This window comes from Dongshaea marina (assembly GCF_003072645.1).
In the GTDB taxonomy this organism is placed as follows: domain Bacteria; phylum Pseudomonadota; class Gammaproteobacteria; order Enterobacterales; family Aeromonadaceae; genus Dongshaea; species Dongshaea marina.
Genome location: NZ_CP028897.1, coordinates 3,468,488 through 3,486,729 on the forward strand (window position 1 = coordinate 3,468,488; position 18,242 = coordinate 3,486,729).

The window sequence follows — 18,242 nt, forward strand, 5'->3', positions numbered from 1 at the left end:
GATGGCTTATTGTAGCGGGTTATCTCAAAACTCTCAGCCTGAATCCCGTGGCCAGAGTCGCAAAATAACAAGCCAAACCTTATTGCGCTTTGAGCCTACTGTTCACAACCGGCTCGGCGATAAGCTTCTGGTACTGTTCTTTCAGCTCAGCCTGATTATTGGCGGGCATCAGGGCTTTGAAGTATTCAAAATACTGCCCTTTGGAAACTTTCAGATAGAGGATATGGTTGATCTTATCGATAAGTTGCCTGCCCCACTCATTTTTAGGGCACACCACGTATCCGACCTGGTATTCATAATCTTTAAGCCTCGGGATATAGGCTATCTTATCCGCCAGCTCCTGCTTATCCGCCTCATACAGCATCGATGGGGTGGAGAGTGTATAATCTGCCCGCTTGCGCAACAGCATCTCCAGAGGCCGCAGGCTCGAACCATGATAGTTAAGCGGGTACAGGTTCGAGTCGTTGCGATAATCCTCGATCAGCCCATTGGCATAGGCTGAGTAGATTACGCCATTCAAATAGACAAAACGCAGCTTTTGATCCTTAAGTAACTCCTGAAGGGACAGAGGTTTTCCCTGGCCAAACTTTGCAAGATCTGTTTTTCGGATCACCAGAGCCGAAGGTGGTGTAATGCGTGCCGGCAGCGAAAAATACATGAACTCTTCACGCTCAGGGGTCTTATACACCCCGTACATGCAGTAATTCAAACGCTCCTTGATCCCGATAAACAGGCGATCCGGGGAGGTCTGCACAAATGTATTGTGATAGCCTTTGAGCTCCTTGCCCAGCATCCGCACGATATCAAAACCAAAGCCACGCAGATCGTCCTTTCCCAGGTAATGGTACAGAGGGGGTGAGTCCAGGTAGGGCCAGTAGATTTCGTGCTCCTCATCCACAACCTTAGGGTGATGAGCCTTAACCCCCATCGAGCCTGAGATGAAGCAGGCAGAAACCAGCAGGATCCAAAACGCTCTAAAATACCGCATGCATCACTTCCTCTCACCCCCCTGCCTCTTCCCAAACCACATCCGGGAAAAAAGCAGCTCCTACCAAAGAATGCGTCGAGTCCTGCGTTTTTTCAAACTAAGGGGCGGATTAACGAAGCCATGACACAGTTGCGGGGCTACCCTTGCCCGGGGAATCTTGCGACAATAGCACCTCGGCAAGGAGTACTAATGGAAAAAATTCTGATCAGCGCCTGCCTTATGGGCGATAAAGTTCGCTATGACGGCGGTGATAAACAGCTGTCGCACCCTCTGATCAAGCAGCTTAGGCAACAACAGCGGCTTATCCCCTGCTGTCCCGAAGTCGCGGCTGGTTTACCCATCCCCCGCCCACCCTGTGAAATTTCGGGTGTTGGTGGAGGCTCAGGGGTACTCGACCAGCAGGACCGGATCATTACCCGGGAGCATGATGATTACACTCAGGCCTTTATCCAGGGCGCCCTTATGGCGCTGGCATTATGCCAGCAGTATGGGATCCGCTTTGCCATTCTCACTGAAAACAGCCCCTCCTGTGGTTCTGGAACCATCTATGACGGATCATTTTGTGGAAACAAAGTACCGGGTTCAGGTGTCACAACTGCATTACTCATAAAACATGGTGTGCGAGTCTTTAATCAATACCAGCTGGATCAACTCCAGCAACTGCTTTCAGCCAAAGACAGCACAACCCATCAAGGATAAGCAAAACACTATCATGGATGTCATTCTTACCGCGATCATCTTGATCCAGGATCACAAGGTCTTACTGGGCCTGCGCCAAAATACCGAAAGCTTCGCAGAGCTGTGGGGGCTTCCCGGTGGGAGGGTAGAAGCTGGCGAATCTCCCTGTGCAGCAGCATTTCGGGAGCTTGAAGAAGAACTTGGGATCACTCCTGAGACACTCGAAGGCCCCCAGGTAATTACTGAGGCTGATGCAGGGCGTATCAGCTATATCTACTGCTGTCATCGCTGGCACGGTGAAGTGCAAAACAAAGAGCCCGCTCTGTGTCGTCAACTCAGCTGGTACCCTCTCGACGCACTTCCTGAATCTATGGTTCCCTTTTGTCGGGAAGGGATCCTTGGCTCGCTCCCCAGATCTGAGCCCTCTCCCTGAAGGATAGCGCCACTAAGAGTTGCCCCCGGAATGAACTTTTGCCACCCTAAGATGAGTATTGATAAGGAGCATACTATGGATCAGGATTTTGCAACCCCGGATCGAGAGCGTTCGGCCCGGACCATCACCACGGTCGTCTACGCCCTGCAGGCGCTGGCCTTTCTTAATGGCTTAACCTTTATCGTTGCAATCATCATCAACTACATCAAGCGTGAAGATGTACGAGGTACCCTCGCACAGTCCCACTTCCGCTGGCAGATACGAACCTTTTGGTTCAGCTTGCTGTGGCTGATCCTGGGAAGCATAGGATCCTTCTTTTTAATTGGTTACCTGATCCTGCTGGTCAATGGTATCTGGGTCATTTACCGCATCGTGCGCGGTTGGTTAGCCCTCAATGATGGCAATCCCATGTATCAATAGCCGATAGGAAAACAACAGGGAGCTTAATATGGAAATTGAGATCCACCCCGCCACCGATCTGGAGTTTGCTGAGTCCTTAACCCACAGCAATATGCAGGCTTACTACCGAAGACATGGCCACCTGTGGGACCCACAGATCTTCCGTCAAAGCTGGCAAGAGTTTGAGAATTACCAGATCAGTCACCAGCGTCAGCCCATTGGTATGGTTCGCCTGAGCTTTAGTGAAACCGCCTGCCACCTAAGGGATCTTCAAATTGCTCCATCCTGGCAAGGGATGGGCGCCGGGACTCAGGCACTGGATTGGGCTCAGAAGCAATGCCTCAGTAGAGGCTATCTGAGCCTGAAACTTAGGGTATTTCAGGATAATCCAGCCCTGAGGCTCTACCAGAGGCATGGCTTTGCCAAGATAAAACGTGAGGGACAGCTTTTTTTAATGGAAAAAATATTAACTCAGGCGCTCCCCTTCTCGCGGACTATTGCACAGGCTGACTCAACCACTTGATCTCGTCACCTCGGGTTATCCATAACACTCGCTCGCGCAGCCCAGCTCGACTATCAAAGTTCGGTAGTGTTTCACATCTGTTGTTGATGTCTGATTTCATGTCTCACCAACAGGGTGTGTATCCTTCCATGGAACCTCTGCTTCCGCATCCCTGCGGCAGAAGGTTGGTGACCTTGAAATCAGTACACCTTTGTATGAGCAACGGATCTGAGACATAACCCAAAGTTCCATGCTTTCAACCTAAGATGGCGCCTGAAGCGCCATCTTAGTTTACCCATTCACCAGCCCCACTTAGTGGAGTCGCTTTAATTTCAGGTCAACGATGACAGGATCATGATCCGAGGCGCTATAGGGATTCTCATACTTTTGCAGATCCCCGGTATATTTACTGCCATATTCGAATAGATCGCTCTCATAGGAGTTGATATGCCAATCGGCCACCTGAACAACTCTGCGGGCCATGGCCCGGTTAGCCAGTGCATAATCCAGGGTCCCTAGCTCTCCACTATAGCCATAGGAGATCGCCTCATTAGCGTTAAACCTGACATTCATATCGATGAAGCCATAGTTTCGGCTCACCTCACTGCCCTGGGTTTCATAAACTCTGTCACCAATAAAGGTGTTTGAAGCTGAAACTATTTTGCGATCACTCAGAGCCGGCCGGTAATCGGTCAATACCCGAATCGGATCCTCTTTGGCATAAGAGTTAAAGTCCCCCACCAGCATCACCAACCCCGGGATCTTGGCGGCCTTCTTGCCGAGAACTTTCGCCGCACTCACCCGGAATTCGTTGCAGCTCCCCTGAAGATCGTCCACCTTACCCAGATCATCTTCCATACACCCGGATCCCTTCGACTTAAGATGATTAACAATCAAAGTCAGCGGCTTGTGAGTCCCTTTGACCCTGAAAGTCTGACGCAAAGAGTCGCGCTGATATGCACTCGCTGCCTCACCCGCCTGATTGGTGTATTGCTGATTTGGCATCCTGATCACCCCGGCTTTTCCTTTGGGCTTGAGCAGAGCCGGGCGATACAAGATACCGACCATGATGGCATCGGTTCCGAAGTATTTACCCTCGGTCAGGCGCTTGCCTGAGAGCTTAACAAATGCATAGTGCCTGGATGAATCCTTCTGTTGCTCGTTAAGCGCTGTCACCAGATTTGAGATCGCAGAATCCTCACCAAAGCCATTATTTTCGACCTCCATCAGCCCCAGCAAATCTGCATCCATCTGGGTAATGGCCGAGACTATCTTGGCTCGCTGCATCTGGAAATCTTCCAGGCTCTTAGCGCCCCGGTTACAGCTATCACTGTAGCTGCCGTTACAGCTGATATTCAGAGCCCCGCCGATCTCAGGGTTGCTGGTAAAGAAATTGAGAACATTAAAACTACCAATTCTTAGATCTGAGCCCGGAGCTCGCTCCGGAGCGCTCTGGCGATCGTTCTCAGGGGTGCGCAGAAGATCACCTGTACCGATCGTCACCTCCTGTGGGACAATCAATCGATACTGATCGTACTTATAAGCGACCATCCCCTTCAGGTTTGATGGGGTATCACCGATGCGAATATACCCTTGCGCCGCATCCCAGCCGGGAAGCCAGGGCAGAACCCCAGACTTGGCCTTATAATCGGACTCCACCACCAGCTGATTGAGGGTATTGGCTTGCTGCTGCGCCTTAGCCTCTTTTGAAAGAGCCGGATACAACTGGGTTGGCTTAAGAAGCGGAGCACGGTAGGAGAGCACCAGGTTATTGCGATAGCCAGCATAGTCAAAGCTGAAGTTACGGGTCACCTTGAGCTCACTGGCTCTGTCCAGGATAACCGGCATCCCCTCGTAGCGACTCAGGGCATGGTGCAGGTCTTCCCCCTCACTCACCCTCAGGAGCCTGGGGGCCGGAGCTTCCCCCTGGGACAGAACCGTCAATTTTGGCTCAGGGTAATCAAGTTTAAGCTGGGTTCCCCCGTAAAACTCCTCGACCTTTGCCTGAAGACAGACGGTAGCACCGGGTTTGATCCCCGGGTATTTGCTGGCGATATCCTTGAGGTAAACAAAGATCCCATCTGAGGTTTGGGGGTTTTGATCCCCCTGGGTATCCAGCAGATAAAAGCCCTTGTTGAGACTCTCCCCCACACCACTGACGGTCGCCTTCACCACTACGGGATCCGGGCTGATAAAACCACTCTTGGTGGGAATTGTTGCTAACGGGCTTTTATCCCCACTGCCCTGGATCACCGGGATCGGCGTAAACGCCTCGTCATCGACAGGACAGCTGAAATCCGCAAGAGCGACAGAGGGGGCCAGGGCAAAACCGGCAGCAATTGGAAGTAATATTCGAGAACCTAGCATTAACAGTCCCTTTTATTGTTTTTTGTTCGAAAGCGAAGTATTGCATCTGTACAAAAAACGACAAGTGACGATGAGCACATTCCCACACATAAAACCAAGGCCAGTTCACACTCTGGTGTTTTTTCGCCCTTACAAAAAAGCGCCCGAAGGCGCCATTTTCAATCTGATAGATCCGACTCTCCGGGTTACCCGGCGCTGGCACGAGCAGCCAAACGTGCCCGGAAGATCTCTATCAATGCTGGCAGAATCGAAACAAAGATGATCGCCAGGATCACCAGGCCGAAGTTACTTTGCACCACATGCAAGTTACCAAAGTAGTAGCCAAGATAGGAGATGGAGAAGACCCACAACAGGGCACCAAATACGCTAAAGCTCAAAAATCGCCGGTAGCTCATGCTGCCCATACCGGCAACAAAGGGCGCAAAGGTTCGCACAATTGGCACAAAGCGGGCGATGATAATGGTCTTGCCGCCATACTTCTCATAGAAGTTATGGGTCTTATCCAGATAGGCGGTCTTGAGTACCCTGGCGTCTGGCTTGAAAAAACGATCCCCCAGCAAACGTCCCAGCCAGTAGTTGCAATTATCCCCGATGAGAGCGGCGCCAACCAGTAACCACACCAGCAGGTGCACATTCAGGCCCGCCGATGGGATCGCAGCGATGGAGCCTGCTGCAAACAGCAGTGAGTCACCCGGCAGAAAGGGGGTCACCACCAGCCCGGTCTCACAGAAGATGATGGTAAACAGCATCACATAGCTCCAGGGTCCCAGCTGGTTTACCAACTCCCCCAGATGCTGATTCAGATGCAACACCAGATCGATCAGATAGTGAAGGGTCTCAAGCACAGTCGATTATATCCTCAGACAAAAGTTGACGGTGGACAGGTTAACCTAGTTTAAGCCACCAACAAAATTAAACGTATGAAGGGTGAGACCGCCTATGCGGGTAAAAAGTTCAGATTGCTCAAAAAAAGCCTCCCCTGCCCGTATGTCAGTGATTGTGAACACCCAAAATTCTACCTCCACCGACTCTCTATGGCTCCTTTTTGTCTTTTAGCCTTTTCTTAATCCGGCTCAAGCTGGTCGGAGTGATCCCAAGGTAAAAAGATACCTGATAATCGTTGAGCTGACGCTCAAGCTCTGGATACCGTTGCAGAAAATCGATATATCTCTTCTCCGGGGTATTCGTCAGAAGGTACCTCTCCTTTCGCTCTTTATGGATCAGCTGTAACCTGAGCATATTCAAAAAAATATGACTCTCAGACGCCATCCAGCCATTGAGTAATGAGTAGGGAATCGAGACAAGGGTCGTATCTGTTATGGTCTGCAGCTGCCAGGGCGTTGGAACCTTATCGAGTAGCGACTCGTAGCTTATCAGGAGTTCATGCTCCCAGTGGAATTCCTTGATAAACTGCCTTCCATCATCGGTGAGGTAAATACTCTGGCAGATCCCATGTTCAAGGAAGTGAACATGCTCCTGAATGGGATCTCCCTGATTAAAGATGATGGTTTTGGGTGGTATTCGTTTTTCCCTGGCGTATCGCCTTACCTCTTCAAGCTCCCTGTCGCTTGCTTCCAGCTCCTTGAGGTAATCACAAAGCACCTCTGACATATCCGGCCCCACAGTTAGATCTGTACTCAATTGATTCTAATACAGCGGGGCTATTTCACGAAGTTGCTGATCCGCAAGCTCGATAGTGCTTGGGATGCCTGAGGTGCTCTCAGGGTAGGATTGGAGGGCTGGGTAGTGAAAGAGCGTAACGACCTTGCCTGGTAGTTACGCTCTGAAATGAATCTATGAGTCTTAAAAAACTATTTCAGCTTCTAGAGCTCAAGGGCATAGGAGTAAAACTCGGTATCTCTCTGATAGCCAATAGACTCGTAAAGCTTTTGCGCCGGCAGGTTGTCGATGGCGGTTTCCAGCGTCAGCTTGTAGGCTCCTGCCTGCTTGGCAAACAATTGGGCCTGCTCCATCAGGGCCCTGGCGACTCCCTGCTTGCGTGCCTGCTCATTGATGTAAAGATCGTAGAGAACATAGTAGCGCTGGGCAGCCACTGAGCAGAACATAGGGTAAAGCTGGGTAAACCCAAGGGCTTCGCCCTGAGCATTGGTCGCTAAAAAGATTACCGACTCGCTATTTTCCATACGCTGGCGAATGTATTGAGTACAGAGCCCAAGATCCGCGGGCTGCTCATAGAACTGGAGATACTTATCAAACAAGATAGCGACATCATCAAGCTGAGCCAGGGTCGCTTGCTGGATCTTAATTGTGGAGTTATTCATCGTGACTTCCTAAGAGGCATGAGTTGAGAAAACATTCAACGACTATGAGATGCTCACCAGCGGCAAGCCATCCCTCTACACTTAGGCCAATTCTGAATCATACACGGCTATTTATCATTTTCATAGGGCAAGATTAAGGGAATTATCTTTGATGAGAGTCAGTCACTCCCCTGTCAGCACCTCAAGTAGCTTCAACATCCCCCAATGGCAGCACCATAGAGTCTGCTATTTACCCGGGAAGCCAACTCGGCATACCCTAAGCCCCGGCCATCACTCCACCCAGGCGCGGTAGAAGCGCACCAGGCCGGTGGGGTGTGGGATCACCCCATGGACCTGCTCGCTTTTGGCGATAATGTATTGCTTGTGATACAGAGGTACCCAGGGTGCATCCTGGTTGATGATGCTCTGAGCCTGCCGGTAGAGAGTGATCCGCTGCTGGCGCTTCTGGCTGGATTGAGCTGCCAGCAGCAGCTCATGCAGGGGCTCGCTGCGATAAAACGCATAGTTGGATGCCTTGCCTTTAACCGCATTATCATAATCAAGCAGTACATACAGGAAGTTATCGGGGTCTCCATTGTCGCCAAACCAGCGACCGAAGGCCATCTGATGCTTGCCCTGATCAACCCAGGGGAAATAAGCCTCCCGGGTCATCGATTTTAACTCCACCCGGATCCCTACCTGATCTAGATTGCGCTTGATGATGGCCCCTAACCGCTCATTATCCAACCGGCCCCGATAAGCGATGCTGGTTTCAAATCCATCGGGATAGCCTGCCTCTTTAAGAAGCTCACGGGCTCGCGCCGGATCATAAGCATAATCCTGGATCTCATGGTTATAGCCCCACATAGAGGGCGGCATAGGATTGACAGCCGGGATCGCAAAGCCCTGAGTCACATCATTGATAATCAATTTTTTATCGATGGCATGATTGATCGCCTGGCGCACCTTGAGCTTATTAAAAGGCTCCAGCTCCATATTCATCGCCAGGTACTTCACATGCATCACATTACCCATCTGCAGACTGGTGGTGGCATTATTCTCGACAACCAGCGCCTCTTCGGGCTGCAGTCCACCCACCACATCCAGCTTTCCGGAAAGAAACTCTTTCATTAGCTGATTTCCCGGCACCACTTTATAGGTCAACTTATCTATGTAGGATTTTCCCCGCCAATACTCCAAGTTGCTGCGTAGCACTATTTCTTTACCCGGTTGCCAGCGCTCAAAAACAAAGGGCCCCGTCCCCACCGGGTGCTTGTTAAAAGAGACCCCCTCTGTCTTGTAAGCAGACGGGCTGATAATTTTGGCGGCCGCCATCGCCATATTCGCCAGGAAAGGAGCATAGGGGTTGTCCAGAGTGATCTTTACTCTGTACTTATCCAGGGCAACAACGCTTTTTACATTCTTAAAGGTAAAATCGGCATACACCAGATCCGGGGTATACTCAGGAAATGCTTTATCAAACTGGCGACGGAAACTGAAGACTACAGCATCAGCATCCAGCGCCGTGCCATCATGAAATCGGATCCCCTGGCGCAGCTGAAATATCCACTCGGTTCCCTTGTTACGGATCTCCCAGGATTTTGCAAGATCCGGCTCCACCTCGGTCGAATCATCCCGATAACGCACCAGGCCATCAAAAATAAGATTAATCACAGTCCCGGACTGTAGATCGTAAGCCTCAGCCGGATCCAGTGTTACCGGCTCTGCGGATTCTGCATAAACAAACTCCATGCTGGAGCCTTTTTTCAGCTGGGGTTTCCAATCCTGAAGTCCATATCGATCCAGGATAATTTTGAGTTTTCCCGACTGGCGTAATTCTCGGATCCCATCACTAAATAGCTTCGCCAATTGTTCAGAGTCTTTTTTACCCTGGGCAAAGGCGATAAAAATATCTTTCTCCTGGCCTATGGTGCCACGGCTGACAATCTCGCCGAGTGGGATCTCTTTTGTTTTCCGCACCCAGCGCTCAACCTGAGAGGGAAGCACCACGATATCCGTCCGTCCATAGAGGAGCTTATCGAGATTTCTGGCAGGAACATCCTCTCCATAGAGGATCTGCACATATTTAGTCCCCTCATTCTTACGGATGTAATCTGCTATCTCAGGGCCATACTCGACGCCACCCACAACCCCAAGGCGCATCCCACTTAGTGAGTTGAGCCCAACAAAGCGCCAGGGCTCGCCCTTTTTGACATAGAACACATCTTCCACAAATCCAAAGCTCTCCTCGGGGAGCAGCATTCCCCGGGCCTCCGCCCGGTTGGCTCCCAACACCGCATCCGCTATGCCGTTATCCACCTGATGAAGAGCCCTTCTCCAGGGCATGGAGCGATACTCCACCTTGTAACCCTTGCTCTCAAAAATTGCACGGGTTACCTCGACCATGTAGCCAGGTACAGAGGATCCACTGCGCCCACTAAAAGGCATCCGGTTTTGACCACTGATCACCAGAGTTTGGGCAAACAGATGCTGGCAGGAAAAAAGGGTTACAAGTAACAGCAGACTGAGCTTTGACATAATGGCATCCCTGATCCGGCAAGATTGGATTGCACTCAGTAAAGTGTAGTACAGTCAGGAGTTCAAAAAACGAACCAAGACAACCCAAAAGCGAAAGGAATGCCTATGATTGAACAGCCAACTCTGACCAGCTCACGCTTACTACTCCGGCCATTTTGTTTGGCCGATGCTCCACGAGTTAAGCTTTATGCCGGAGACATTCGAATCGCCTCCGTCAGTGGCAGCATCCCTCACCCCTACCTGGATGGTATGGCCGAAACCTGGATTTCTGCACATCAGCCGGGCTGGAAAAAAAAGAGGCTGGCTGCCTATGCCCTGTGCCTCAGGGAAACGCCTGAAGAGATCATAGGTGCGATTTCGCTGTTCGATATTGAAGGGGGAGAAGCCGAGCTTGGCTACTGGGTTGGTGTTCCTTTCTGGGGAAAAGGCTATTGCACCGAAGCGGCCCTGGTTGTCATCAAGTTTGGATTTGAGAAATTAAGCCTCACACGGATCCATAGTCGGCATAAGGTGCGAAACCCAGCCTCCGGACGAGTGATGCAAAAAGCAGGATTACAACCCGCAGCCTACCCGGGAAGAGAGGCAGATGAGCCGATGGAATACTACGAGCTTGTCAAACCTCAAGCCGTTCCAGCCTGAAACCCTGGGGTTTGCCGGGATATTAGCCAGTCAAACGCAAATCTGAGCAAGTTTCAGCCAAACAGAAAAAATCCCCTTTACAGCCTCCTCACCGCTCGGTATGATGCGCCTCGTTTCGGAGAGATGGCTGAGTGGTTGAAAGCACCGGTCTTGAAAACCGGCAAGGGTTAATAGCCCTTCTAGGGTTCAAATCCCTATCTCTCCGCCACATTTCTAAGCCCGCTCATCGAGCGGGCTTTTTTGTATCTGCCTTTCTCAGTCAGCGCGGTAGCTATAATGGAGTTAAAGCTCAACTGAAGCTCACCGCCATGGCCTATCTCCGCTCGCTGGTTTTAGTTTTCGCCCTTGCTGTAAGGCTATCCCAGGCCCGAGCCTTAACCCAGGTTACTGTAGCCAGCGGTGAATGGCCTCCCTACACCTCTGTAAAATTGGAAAAAGGCGGTCTCGCCAACGCCATAGCAACTGAAGCCTTCGCCAGTCAGGGTGTATCCCTAAAGATCCAGTATACCTCCTGGTCCCGGGCAATTCGGCTGGTTCAGGCCGGAGCCATAGATATCACCCTCCCCTGGGCGATGACGCCCAAGAGGCAGCAGAGCTTCAGTGCAATACCGATGGGACTTTCGGTCGAGCGTCGCCTGTTCTTTAATAAGGCCAAACCCTTTCACTGGCAAAACCGAACACAGCTCCTGTCGGCAAAAATAGGTATCCTGCGTAACTACTCCTACGGCGCCGAATTTACCCCACTCTTAAAGTCCACAAACTCTGAGTATGGAAAAGATGAGAGCGCCAACCTCAAGAAGCTCTACCGCCAGCGAATCGATGTGTTTCCCTGTGATGTGATCGTCTGTAGCTACTTTCTCAGCCTGCTGCCATTTAACATCGCCCGTGAAATTGGCCAGGATACCACCACCTTTCAGAGTGAACCTATGTTCGTTTTGATCGGTAAAGAGCACCCTCAACACAAGGAGATCATTGAGGTTTACCGTCAGGGGCTGGCGACCATTCGCGCGAACGGCCGCCTCAAAGAGCTGATGAGCTCCTTTGGTGTTCAGTGAAACATTAGTGCATCTGCGCCGCCTGATTCAAAATATCGGCCAAGTGATTAAATAAGCCGCCGATCGCTTCAATGACCGGGCCATGACTTCCAAAAAAATGGCTCTCAAGGCCGGCTACAGCAACGCCAATCAAGGCATATTCAATGGCATTACTGCCTCGTTCATTGCGGATAAAGGTGATGAGAGAATTCGAAGTGGCACGATATAACTTACGGCAATCGATTGCGATAAGATCCATCTTAAACTCCTCCTGAGTTCTTCAGTCTGTCGTTGCAGCTCCCTTGCTGCCCCCAGTTATTTTATGAGCCAGGCTCATGTAACTGAGTCCTTACATGCTCCCTCAGCCATTTGAGAATGGCAATCTTATTTTTCAACCTCTGTGATCGGGATAACTTATGACCGACAGGTCACCCTCATACTCTTTGTAAATCAGCTTAGTGCTTTCACTTTTGTGCTCACCACCGCAGCTGAAAAAGCCCTAGGCTCACCCTGGGCCATAAAAATCCGGCCACCTGGGCCGGATTTTTACACCTGAGATTTCAGGATATATTAAGCGTACTCTTCTACCGGTACACAGGAGCAGAACAGATGGCGATCGCCATACACATCATCCACCCGGGCCACGGTTGGCCAGAACTTATTGCCACGCTCACAAGCTGCCGGATAAGCCGCCTCTTCACGTGAATATGGATGACCCCACTCGGGCTGCATCAGATCCAGCTCAGTGTGGGGGGCATTGACCAAGGGGTTATCCTCAGCCGGCCACTCGCCGCACCCAACCTTGTCGATCTCGGCACGAATCGACAGCATCGCCTCGATGAATCGATCCAACTCATACTTAGATTCAGACTCAGTTGGCTCAATCATCAGAGTACCAGCAACCGGGAAGCTCATGGTCGGCGCATGGAAGCCGTAATCCATCAGACGTTTGGCGATATCCAGCTCGGTGATCCCGGTCTGCTCCTTCAGTGGCCGCAGATCGATGATGCACTCATGAGCCACCCTGTGATGACGGCCGGTATACAGGACCGGATAGGCATCCTTCAAGCGATGTGCAACATAGTTGGCATTGAGGATCGCCACCTCGGTAGAACGCTTGAGGCCCTCATCCCCCAGCATCACCAGGTACATCCAGCTGATTGGCAAGATACTGGCTGAGCCAAAGGGTGCCGCAGAGACAGCTCCGTTATCATCGCTGGCTAATCCCTCTTTGACCAGGCTATGGCCCGCCACAAAAGGCGCTAAGTGAGACTTGATCCCGATAGGTCCCATGCCCGGACCACCGCCACCGTGAGGAATAGCAAAGGTCTTATGCAGGTTCAGGTGAGAAACATCGGCACCTATATATCCCGGATTGGTCAGACCAACCTGAGCATTCATATTGGCACCATCCAGATAGACCTGGCCACCACAGCGATGCACGATCTCACATACCGCCTGAATTGTTTCCTCATACACCCCGTGGGTGGATGGGTAGGTCACCATCACGCAGGAGAGTTCCTCCTGATGCTGCTCAGCTTTGGCCGTGAGATCATCCAGGCTGATGTTGCCCTCTTTATCACAGGCAACCACCACGACCTTGAGACCCGCCATCTGAGCCGAGGCGGGATTGGTACCATGGGCGGAGCTTGGAATGAGACAGACGTTACGCTCTCCCTCACCACGCGAAGCATGGTATTTCTGAATCGCCAGCAAGCCTGCGTACTCTCCCGAGGCACCTGAGTTTGGCTGCATGCAGACCGAATCATAGCCGGTGACCTTGGCCAGGGCATCACGCAGCTCATCGATCAGCTGCAAATAGCCTTTGGCCTGCTCCAGAGGAGCAAATGGATGCATCCGGCTAAACTCGGGCCAGCTCACCGGCAGCATCTCGGAGGTTGCATTGAGCTTCATGGTGCAGGAACCCAGAGGGATCATGCCGTAGTTTAGGGTCAGATCCTTGCGCTCCAGGCGATGCAGGTAACGCAGCATCTCGGTTTCTGAGTGGTAGCGATTAAACACCTCGTGGGTCAGGTAATCACTGCTGCGCTGCAAAGCAGGTTTAATCGAGTGGTAAGGGTGTTGGATCAGCTCCCGATCCAGGGCCCTGACATCCAGCCCATGCTCCTTCCCCAGCAACACATCAAACAGCTCAGCAACATCGGCAACCGAGGTGGTCTCATCCAAGGAGATCCCGATCTCACCCGGGCGATCCATTCTCAGGTTCACCTTATGCATCTCGGCACGCTTGAGAATCGCCCCCCGCTCACTGGTTTCCAGGGTAATGGTATCAAACCAGCTATCGTGGCTCAGGCGATATCCCCTGTCCATCAGGCCCTTAGCCAGAATATCGGTCAGGCGGTGGACTCGCTGTGCTATGGTCTTGAGCCCCTGAGGTCCATGATAAACCGCATAGAATGCGGCCATGTTGGCCAGTAACACCTGAGCGGTACAGATATTAGAGTTAGCCTTTTCACGACGGATATGCTGCTCTCGGGTCTGCAGGGCCATCCGCAACGCCTTGTTGCCGTGTCTATCCTGAGAGACACCGATAACCCTTCCGGGTAACGCACGCTTAAAAGACTCCCGGGTCGCAAAGAAGGCGGCATGGGGGCCACCGTAACCCATGGGCACCCCAAAACGCTGGCTGCTTCCCACCACAATATCGGCTCCCATCTCACCCGGAGGGGTCAACAGGGTCAGAGACAATAGATCCGTCGCCACACAGGAGATCGCCTTTTGCTGATGCAAAGATTCGGTCCAGGGACGCAGATCCAGCAGTTCACCCGTGGTCGAGGGGTACTGGAACAGGGCTCCAAACAGGGTGTGATTCACCACCTCGGCCGCCGGTGCCACAACCAGTTCAAACCCGAAATAACTGGCACGCTCACGAACCACATCTATGGTTTGCGGATGAACATCCTCGGCAACGAAAAAGGTGTTCGCCTTACGATTTTTCGACACCCGCTTGGCCATCGCCATCGCTTCGGCCGCCGCCGTCGCCTCATCCAGCATAGAAGCGTTCGCCAGCTCCATTCCACTCAGATCGCTACACATCTGCTGGAAGTTTAACAGCGCCTCGAGCCGCCCCTGGGCGATCTCCGGCTGATATGGTGTATAAGCGGTATACCAGCCCGGATTTTCCAGCACATTACGCTGGATCACCCCGGGCAACAGGGTGTCATAATACCCCAACCCAATATAGTTCTTGCGCAGTTCGTTCTGACTGGCAATCTTTCGCAAGCGAGACAGGGCATTGGCCTCGCTCATAGGAGCACCTACACCAAGAGGCTTGGCGTTCATGATTGTCGGTGGAATGGTTTGCTCAATCAACTGAGCCATCGAGTCAACCCCGATGGTGTTTAACATGGATGCGGTCTGTTCGGCATCAGGGCCGATATGACGATCGATAAATTGTTGATTTTGTTCCAGTTCAGCCAGGGAAAGCCTCATTCAGGGTTCCTTTGTCATTGGGGGTAAAGGTCTCAGATCACAAAGATCCGATCGGCAAAGGTCAAAAAGTAACGCCCCTTACGGGGCGTTGCTCAATTACTCATCTTCAAGGAGGCCCTGGTAGGCCTCAGCATCCAGCAGCTCTGCCAGCTCAGAAGGATCAGACAGCTTGATCCGCACGATCCAGCCGTCACCAAAAGGATCGCTGTTTACATTTTCGGGGGAATCTTCCAGATCCTCATTGACCGCAAGGATCTCACCACCAACGGGACTATAGATATCGGAAGCCGCCTTGACCGACTCGGCAACGGCACAATCCTCACCCGCATCAATCTCGCGTCCCACTTCAGGAAGCTCAACAAAGACCATATCACCCAGCAGCTCCTGCGCATGCTCGGTAATACCCAATACCACTTCATCATTCTCCTCGACACGAATCCACTCATGTGAGGTGGTGTACTTCAACTCGGAAGGAATATTACTCATTGGGGGTTCCTCTATTGGGGACGTTTTAGCAAATACTCTGCCCATTGCGAACGAAAGCGGCCTTAACCACACGCACCGCAACACGCTTATTTCGGATCTCAACCTCGGCCTGCTCGCCGATCTGACGGGGAACGCGTGCAAATGCAATGCTGTAGCCCAGCGTTGGAGAAAAACTGCCACTGGTGATCACGCCACGCAGCTCACGGCCCTCGGCTTCAAACACCACGGCCTGGCCCGGACGTAATACACCCTTACTTTCCATGATAAGGCCGACCATTTTATCTGTATCCTGCCCCTCTTTGTAGCTCAGCAGGGCTTCTCGGCCGATAAAATCACGATCCTCGGGCTCCCAGGCTATGGTCCAGCCCAAATTTGCCGCCAGCGGCGAGGTCTGCTCATCCATATCCTGACCATACAGGTTCATCCCGGCTTCAAGACGCAGGGTATCACGGGCTCCCAGGCCACAGGGGGCTACCCCCGCATCCAGCAATGCCTGCCACAGCTCAGTAATCTGTGATTCCGGCACCAGGATCTCATAGCCTTTTTCACCGGTATAACCTGTGCTGGCGATAAAGAGATCGCCCAGCTGACGCCCAAAGAAAGGCTTCATCCCCTCAAGCTGCTGCTGACGATCTTCGCCCAGAACAGCCCCAACCTTAGCGACCGCGTTCGGCCCCTGCACCGCGATCATCGCAAGCTCAGTGCGTTCGATCAGCTCAATGCCAAAGGCAGTGGCTTGCTGATCGATCCATGCCAGATCTTTTTCACGGGTTGCAGAGTTAACCACCATCCGATAGTGATCATCCGCCAGATAATAGACGATCAGATCATCGATTACCCCACCCTGAGGGTTAAGCATGCAACTATAAAGAGCCTTTCCGGGGGTTTTGAGCTTGGCGACATCATTGGCCAGTAGGTAGCGCAGCATCGCCTGGCTTTTTTCGCCCTGTAGATCCACGACCGTCATATGAGAGACATCAAACATACCGGCATCGCGACGCACCGCATGGTGCTCTTCCAGCTGAGAGCCATAGTTGATCGGCATCTCCCAACCATGGAAGTCCACCATCTTGGCGCCAGCTTCCAGGTGTTTATCATAAAGGGCTGTTTTTCTGCTCATAGAAATCCTTAGTGCTCCTTTGCTAGGGGCCGACCCTGCATCGGGTTGGGTCAGCAGCGCCGCCCGATTATACCGGCGCGCCAACATTTAAGAAACAACCTGTAACATATTTAATCTAAATTTATTTGGTTTCAGCCCGGGGTCTGGCGATCTCAGGGAGGTCTCCCTCCAGGCCACATGCCCTTCGGATGAGGTTTTCTTTAACAAAGCCCATCCGGTTAGTCGCGCTCATCCCTATATCTCGGATTAGTTTTTTAAGGGGGTTTGCTCCTGAAAACAGGTGCTTAAAACTTTCCATCAGGGCGATCATCTTCATCGCTTCCGCTTTTCGCCAGCGCTCATAGGGACGCAGTTGCCGATAACTGCCAAAAGCCTCCCCCTCAGAAGATGAGCCAAGCAATACCTCGGCCAGAGAGGCTGCATCCAGCAGACCAAGATTGACCCCCTGGCCCGCCAGTGGGTGGATGGTATGGGCCGCATCTCCCACCAGGGCAAAGCGCTCACCGGCAAAAGAACGGGCATAGCGCATGGTCAGGGGGTGAGAATGTCGCTCTCCCTCAAGCTGACAGAGCCCCAACTCCATATTAAAGGTCTGGCTCAGGCGTTTATTGAAAGTCGCCTCATCACAGCTCTTGAGCTCCTCAGCCATCTCAGGCGGCATCGACCAAACGATGGAGCAGAGATCCTCTTCCCACAGTGGTAAAAAGGCCAGGATCTGCTGATCGGAGAAGATCTGCCGGGCCTGCTGTTGGTGGGGACGCTCACAGCGAATCGTCGCCACCAGGGCATGATGACCATAATCCCACTGGGTCAGGGGCAGATCCAGAGTCTTGCGCACCTTGGAGTGAGCCCCGTCGGCCGCAACCACCAAGCGTCCCATGATTGGCTCGCCCTGTTCGGTCAGGATAAAGGCTCCTCCCTCACCTACCGACAGCTTTTGCAACTGTTGCCCGGTCATCAGGCTAACATCCGAGGCGCCCCCAAGGCTCTGCCACAGAGCATACTGCAGGGCCGAATTTTCAACGATCGCTCCGAGCTCATCACCAAGCTGTCCACGGGTATCAAACTCAATCTTGCCAAAGCTATCCTTCTCCCACACCTTCATCGAGTGATAGGACTGGATCCGCGAGCTATCCAGATGCTGCCAGGCACCAATTCGCTGCAGTATCGACTGACTGGCCAGGCTCAGGGCACTGACCCGGGTCTTTGGGGCACCGGCCGGACTTTGAGGCATAGATGAAGATTCGAGGACACAGATAGATAACCCCTGCCCCCTGAGAGCTCCCGCCAGGGTCAGGCCAACCATGCCTCCCCCGATAATTACCACATCAAAAACTTGCATCT

General features: G+C 52.2%; 17 protein-coding genes and 1 tRNA gene. 7 read left to right on the forward strand and 11 right to left on the reverse strand.

The genetic code is table 11. The features are described from left to right. Positions 1-79 precede the first annotated feature (79 nt). Positions 80-988: a transporter substrate-binding domain-containing protein gene (locus DB847_RS16270; RefSeq protein WP_108651644.1), complete on the reverse strand. Its 909-nt coding sequence runs from the start codon at positions 986-988 to the stop codon at positions 80-82. Between the two features lie 189 nt (positions 989-1,177). Between DB847_RS16270 and DB847_RS16275 the strand changes: the two genes are divergently transcribed. The 4 genes from DB847_RS16275 (at position 1,178) to DB847_RS16290 (ending at position 3,021) form a co-directional block, all read left to right on the forward strand. Then, positions 1,178-1,687 carry a DUF523 domain-containing protein gene (locus DB847_RS16275; RefSeq protein WP_108651645.1) on the forward strand — a complete coding sequence of 170 codons (510 nt, stop codon included), beginning with the start codon at positions 1,178-1,180 and terminating at the stop codon, positions 1,685-1,687. 13 nt (positions 1,688-1,700) lie between these two features. Continuing rightward, on the forward strand, positions 1,701-2,099 hold the full coding sequence (locus DB847_RS16280) for an NUDIX domain-containing protein (protein ID WP_159084679.1): 399 nt from the start codon (positions 1,701-1,703) through the stop codon (positions 2,097-2,099). Between the two features lie 75 nt (positions 2,100-2,174). Then, positions 2,175-2,519, forward strand: coding sequence for a DUF4870 family protein (locus DB847_RS16285; RefSeq protein ID WP_108651647.1), 345 nt, complete (start codon positions 2,175-2,177; stop codon positions 2,517-2,519). Between the two features lie 28 nt (positions 2,520-2,547). Then, entirely contained in the window at positions 2,548-3,021 is a 474-nt protein-coding gene (locus DB847_RS16290) for a GNAT family N-acetyltransferase (protein WP_108651648.1), read from the forward strand. Between the two features lie 291 nt (positions 3,022-3,312). On the opposite strand, the gene DB847_RS16295 is transcribed toward DB847_RS16290, so the two are convergent. The 5 genes from DB847_RS16295 to DB847_RS16315 all read right to left on the reverse strand — a co-directional run bounded on the left by DB847_RS16295 (position 3,313) and on the right by DB847_RS16315 (position 10,166). Beyond that, positions 3,313-5,367 (reverse strand): ExeM/NucH family extracellular endonuclease, encoded by a 2,055-nt coding sequence (locus DB847_RS16295; RefSeq protein ID WP_108651649.1) that lies wholly within the window; start codon positions 5,365-5,367, stop codon positions 3,313-3,315. Positions 5,368-5,552: 185 nt separating this feature from the next. Further along, complete coding sequence (locus DB847_RS16300; RefSeq protein WP_108651650.1) at positions 5,553-6,212, reverse strand: DedA family protein; 660 nt, start codon at positions 6,210-6,212, stop codon at positions 5,553-5,555. 187 nt (positions 6,213-6,399) lie between these two features. After that, on the reverse strand, positions 6,400-6,978 hold the full coding sequence (locus tag DB847_RS16305; protein WP_108651651.1) for a Crp/Fnr family transcriptional regulator: 579 nt from the start codon (positions 6,976-6,978) through the stop codon (positions 6,400-6,402). Positions 6,979-7,190: 212 nt separating this feature from the next. After that, positions 7,191-7,649, reverse strand: a complete 459-nt coding sequence (locus DB847_RS16310; protein ID WP_108651652.1) for a GNAT family N-acetyltransferase — start codon at positions 7,647-7,649, stop codon at positions 7,191-7,193. Positions 7,650-7,919: 270 nt separating this feature from the next. Next, positions 7,920-10,166 carry an ABC transporter substrate-binding protein gene (locus DB847_RS16315; RefSeq protein WP_108651653.1) on the reverse strand — a complete coding sequence of 749 codons (2,247 nt, stop codon included), beginning with the start codon at positions 10,164-10,166 and terminating at the stop codon, positions 7,920-7,922. A 105-nt stretch (positions 10,167-10,271) separates the two neighbouring features. Here DB847_RS16315 and DB847_RS16320 point away from each other — a divergent pair, with 105 nt between their 5' ends. From DB847_RS16320 to DB847_RS16330, 3 genes are all read left to right on the forward strand, one after another. After that, the gene (locus tag DB847_RS16320) at positions 10,272-10,805 is read left to right on the forward strand and encodes a GNAT family N-acetyltransferase (protein ID WP_159084680.1); all 534 of its coding nucleotides are present in this window, start codon (positions 10,272-10,274) and stop codon (positions 10,803-10,805) included. A 117-nt stretch (positions 10,806-10,922) separates the two neighbouring features. Continuing rightward, positions 10,923-11,013, forward strand: a tRNA-Ser gene (locus DB847_RS16325). Positions 11,014-11,113: 100 nt separating this feature from the next. Next, entirely contained in the window at positions 11,114-11,860 is a 747-nt protein-coding gene (locus tag DB847_RS16330) for a substrate-binding periplasmic protein (protein WP_108651655.1), read from the forward strand. Positions 11,861-11,864: 4 nt separating this feature from the next. On the opposite strand, the gene DB847_RS16335 is transcribed toward DB847_RS16330, so the two are convergent. The 5 genes from DB847_RS16335 to DB847_RS16355 form a co-directional block, all read right to left on the reverse strand. Continuing rightward, positions 11,865-12,098, reverse strand: a complete 234-nt coding sequence (locus tag DB847_RS16335) for a Flp family type IVb pilin (protein ID WP_199911594.1) — start codon at positions 12,096-12,098, stop codon at positions 11,865-11,867. 311 nt (positions 12,099-12,409) lie between these two features. Next, positions 12,410-15,292 (reverse strand): aminomethyl-transferring glycine dehydrogenase, encoded by a 2,883-nt coding sequence (gene gcvP, locus DB847_RS16340; protein WP_108651656.1) that lies wholly within the window; start codon positions 15,290-15,292, stop codon positions 12,410-12,412. Between the two features lie 96 nt (positions 15,293-15,388). Continuing rightward, positions 15,389-15,778, reverse strand: a complete 390-nt coding sequence (gene gcvH, locus DB847_RS16345; RefSeq protein WP_108651657.1) for a glycine cleavage system protein GcvH — start codon at positions 15,776-15,778, stop codon at positions 15,389-15,391. A gap of 25 nt (positions 15,779-15,803) precedes the next feature. Then, positions 15,804-16,898, reverse strand: coding sequence for a glycine cleavage system aminomethyltransferase GcvT (gcvT, locus tag DB847_RS16350; protein ID WP_108651658.1), 1,095 nt, complete (start codon positions 16,896-16,898; stop codon positions 15,804-15,806). A gap of 121 nt (positions 16,899-17,019) precedes the next feature. Continuing rightward, positions 17,020-18,240 (reverse strand): FAD-dependent monooxygenase, encoded by a 1,221-nt coding sequence (locus DB847_RS16355; protein ID WP_108651659.1) that lies wholly within the window; start codon positions 18,238-18,240, stop codon positions 17,020-17,022. Between the last annotated feature and the right edge of the window lie 2 nt (positions 18,241-18,242).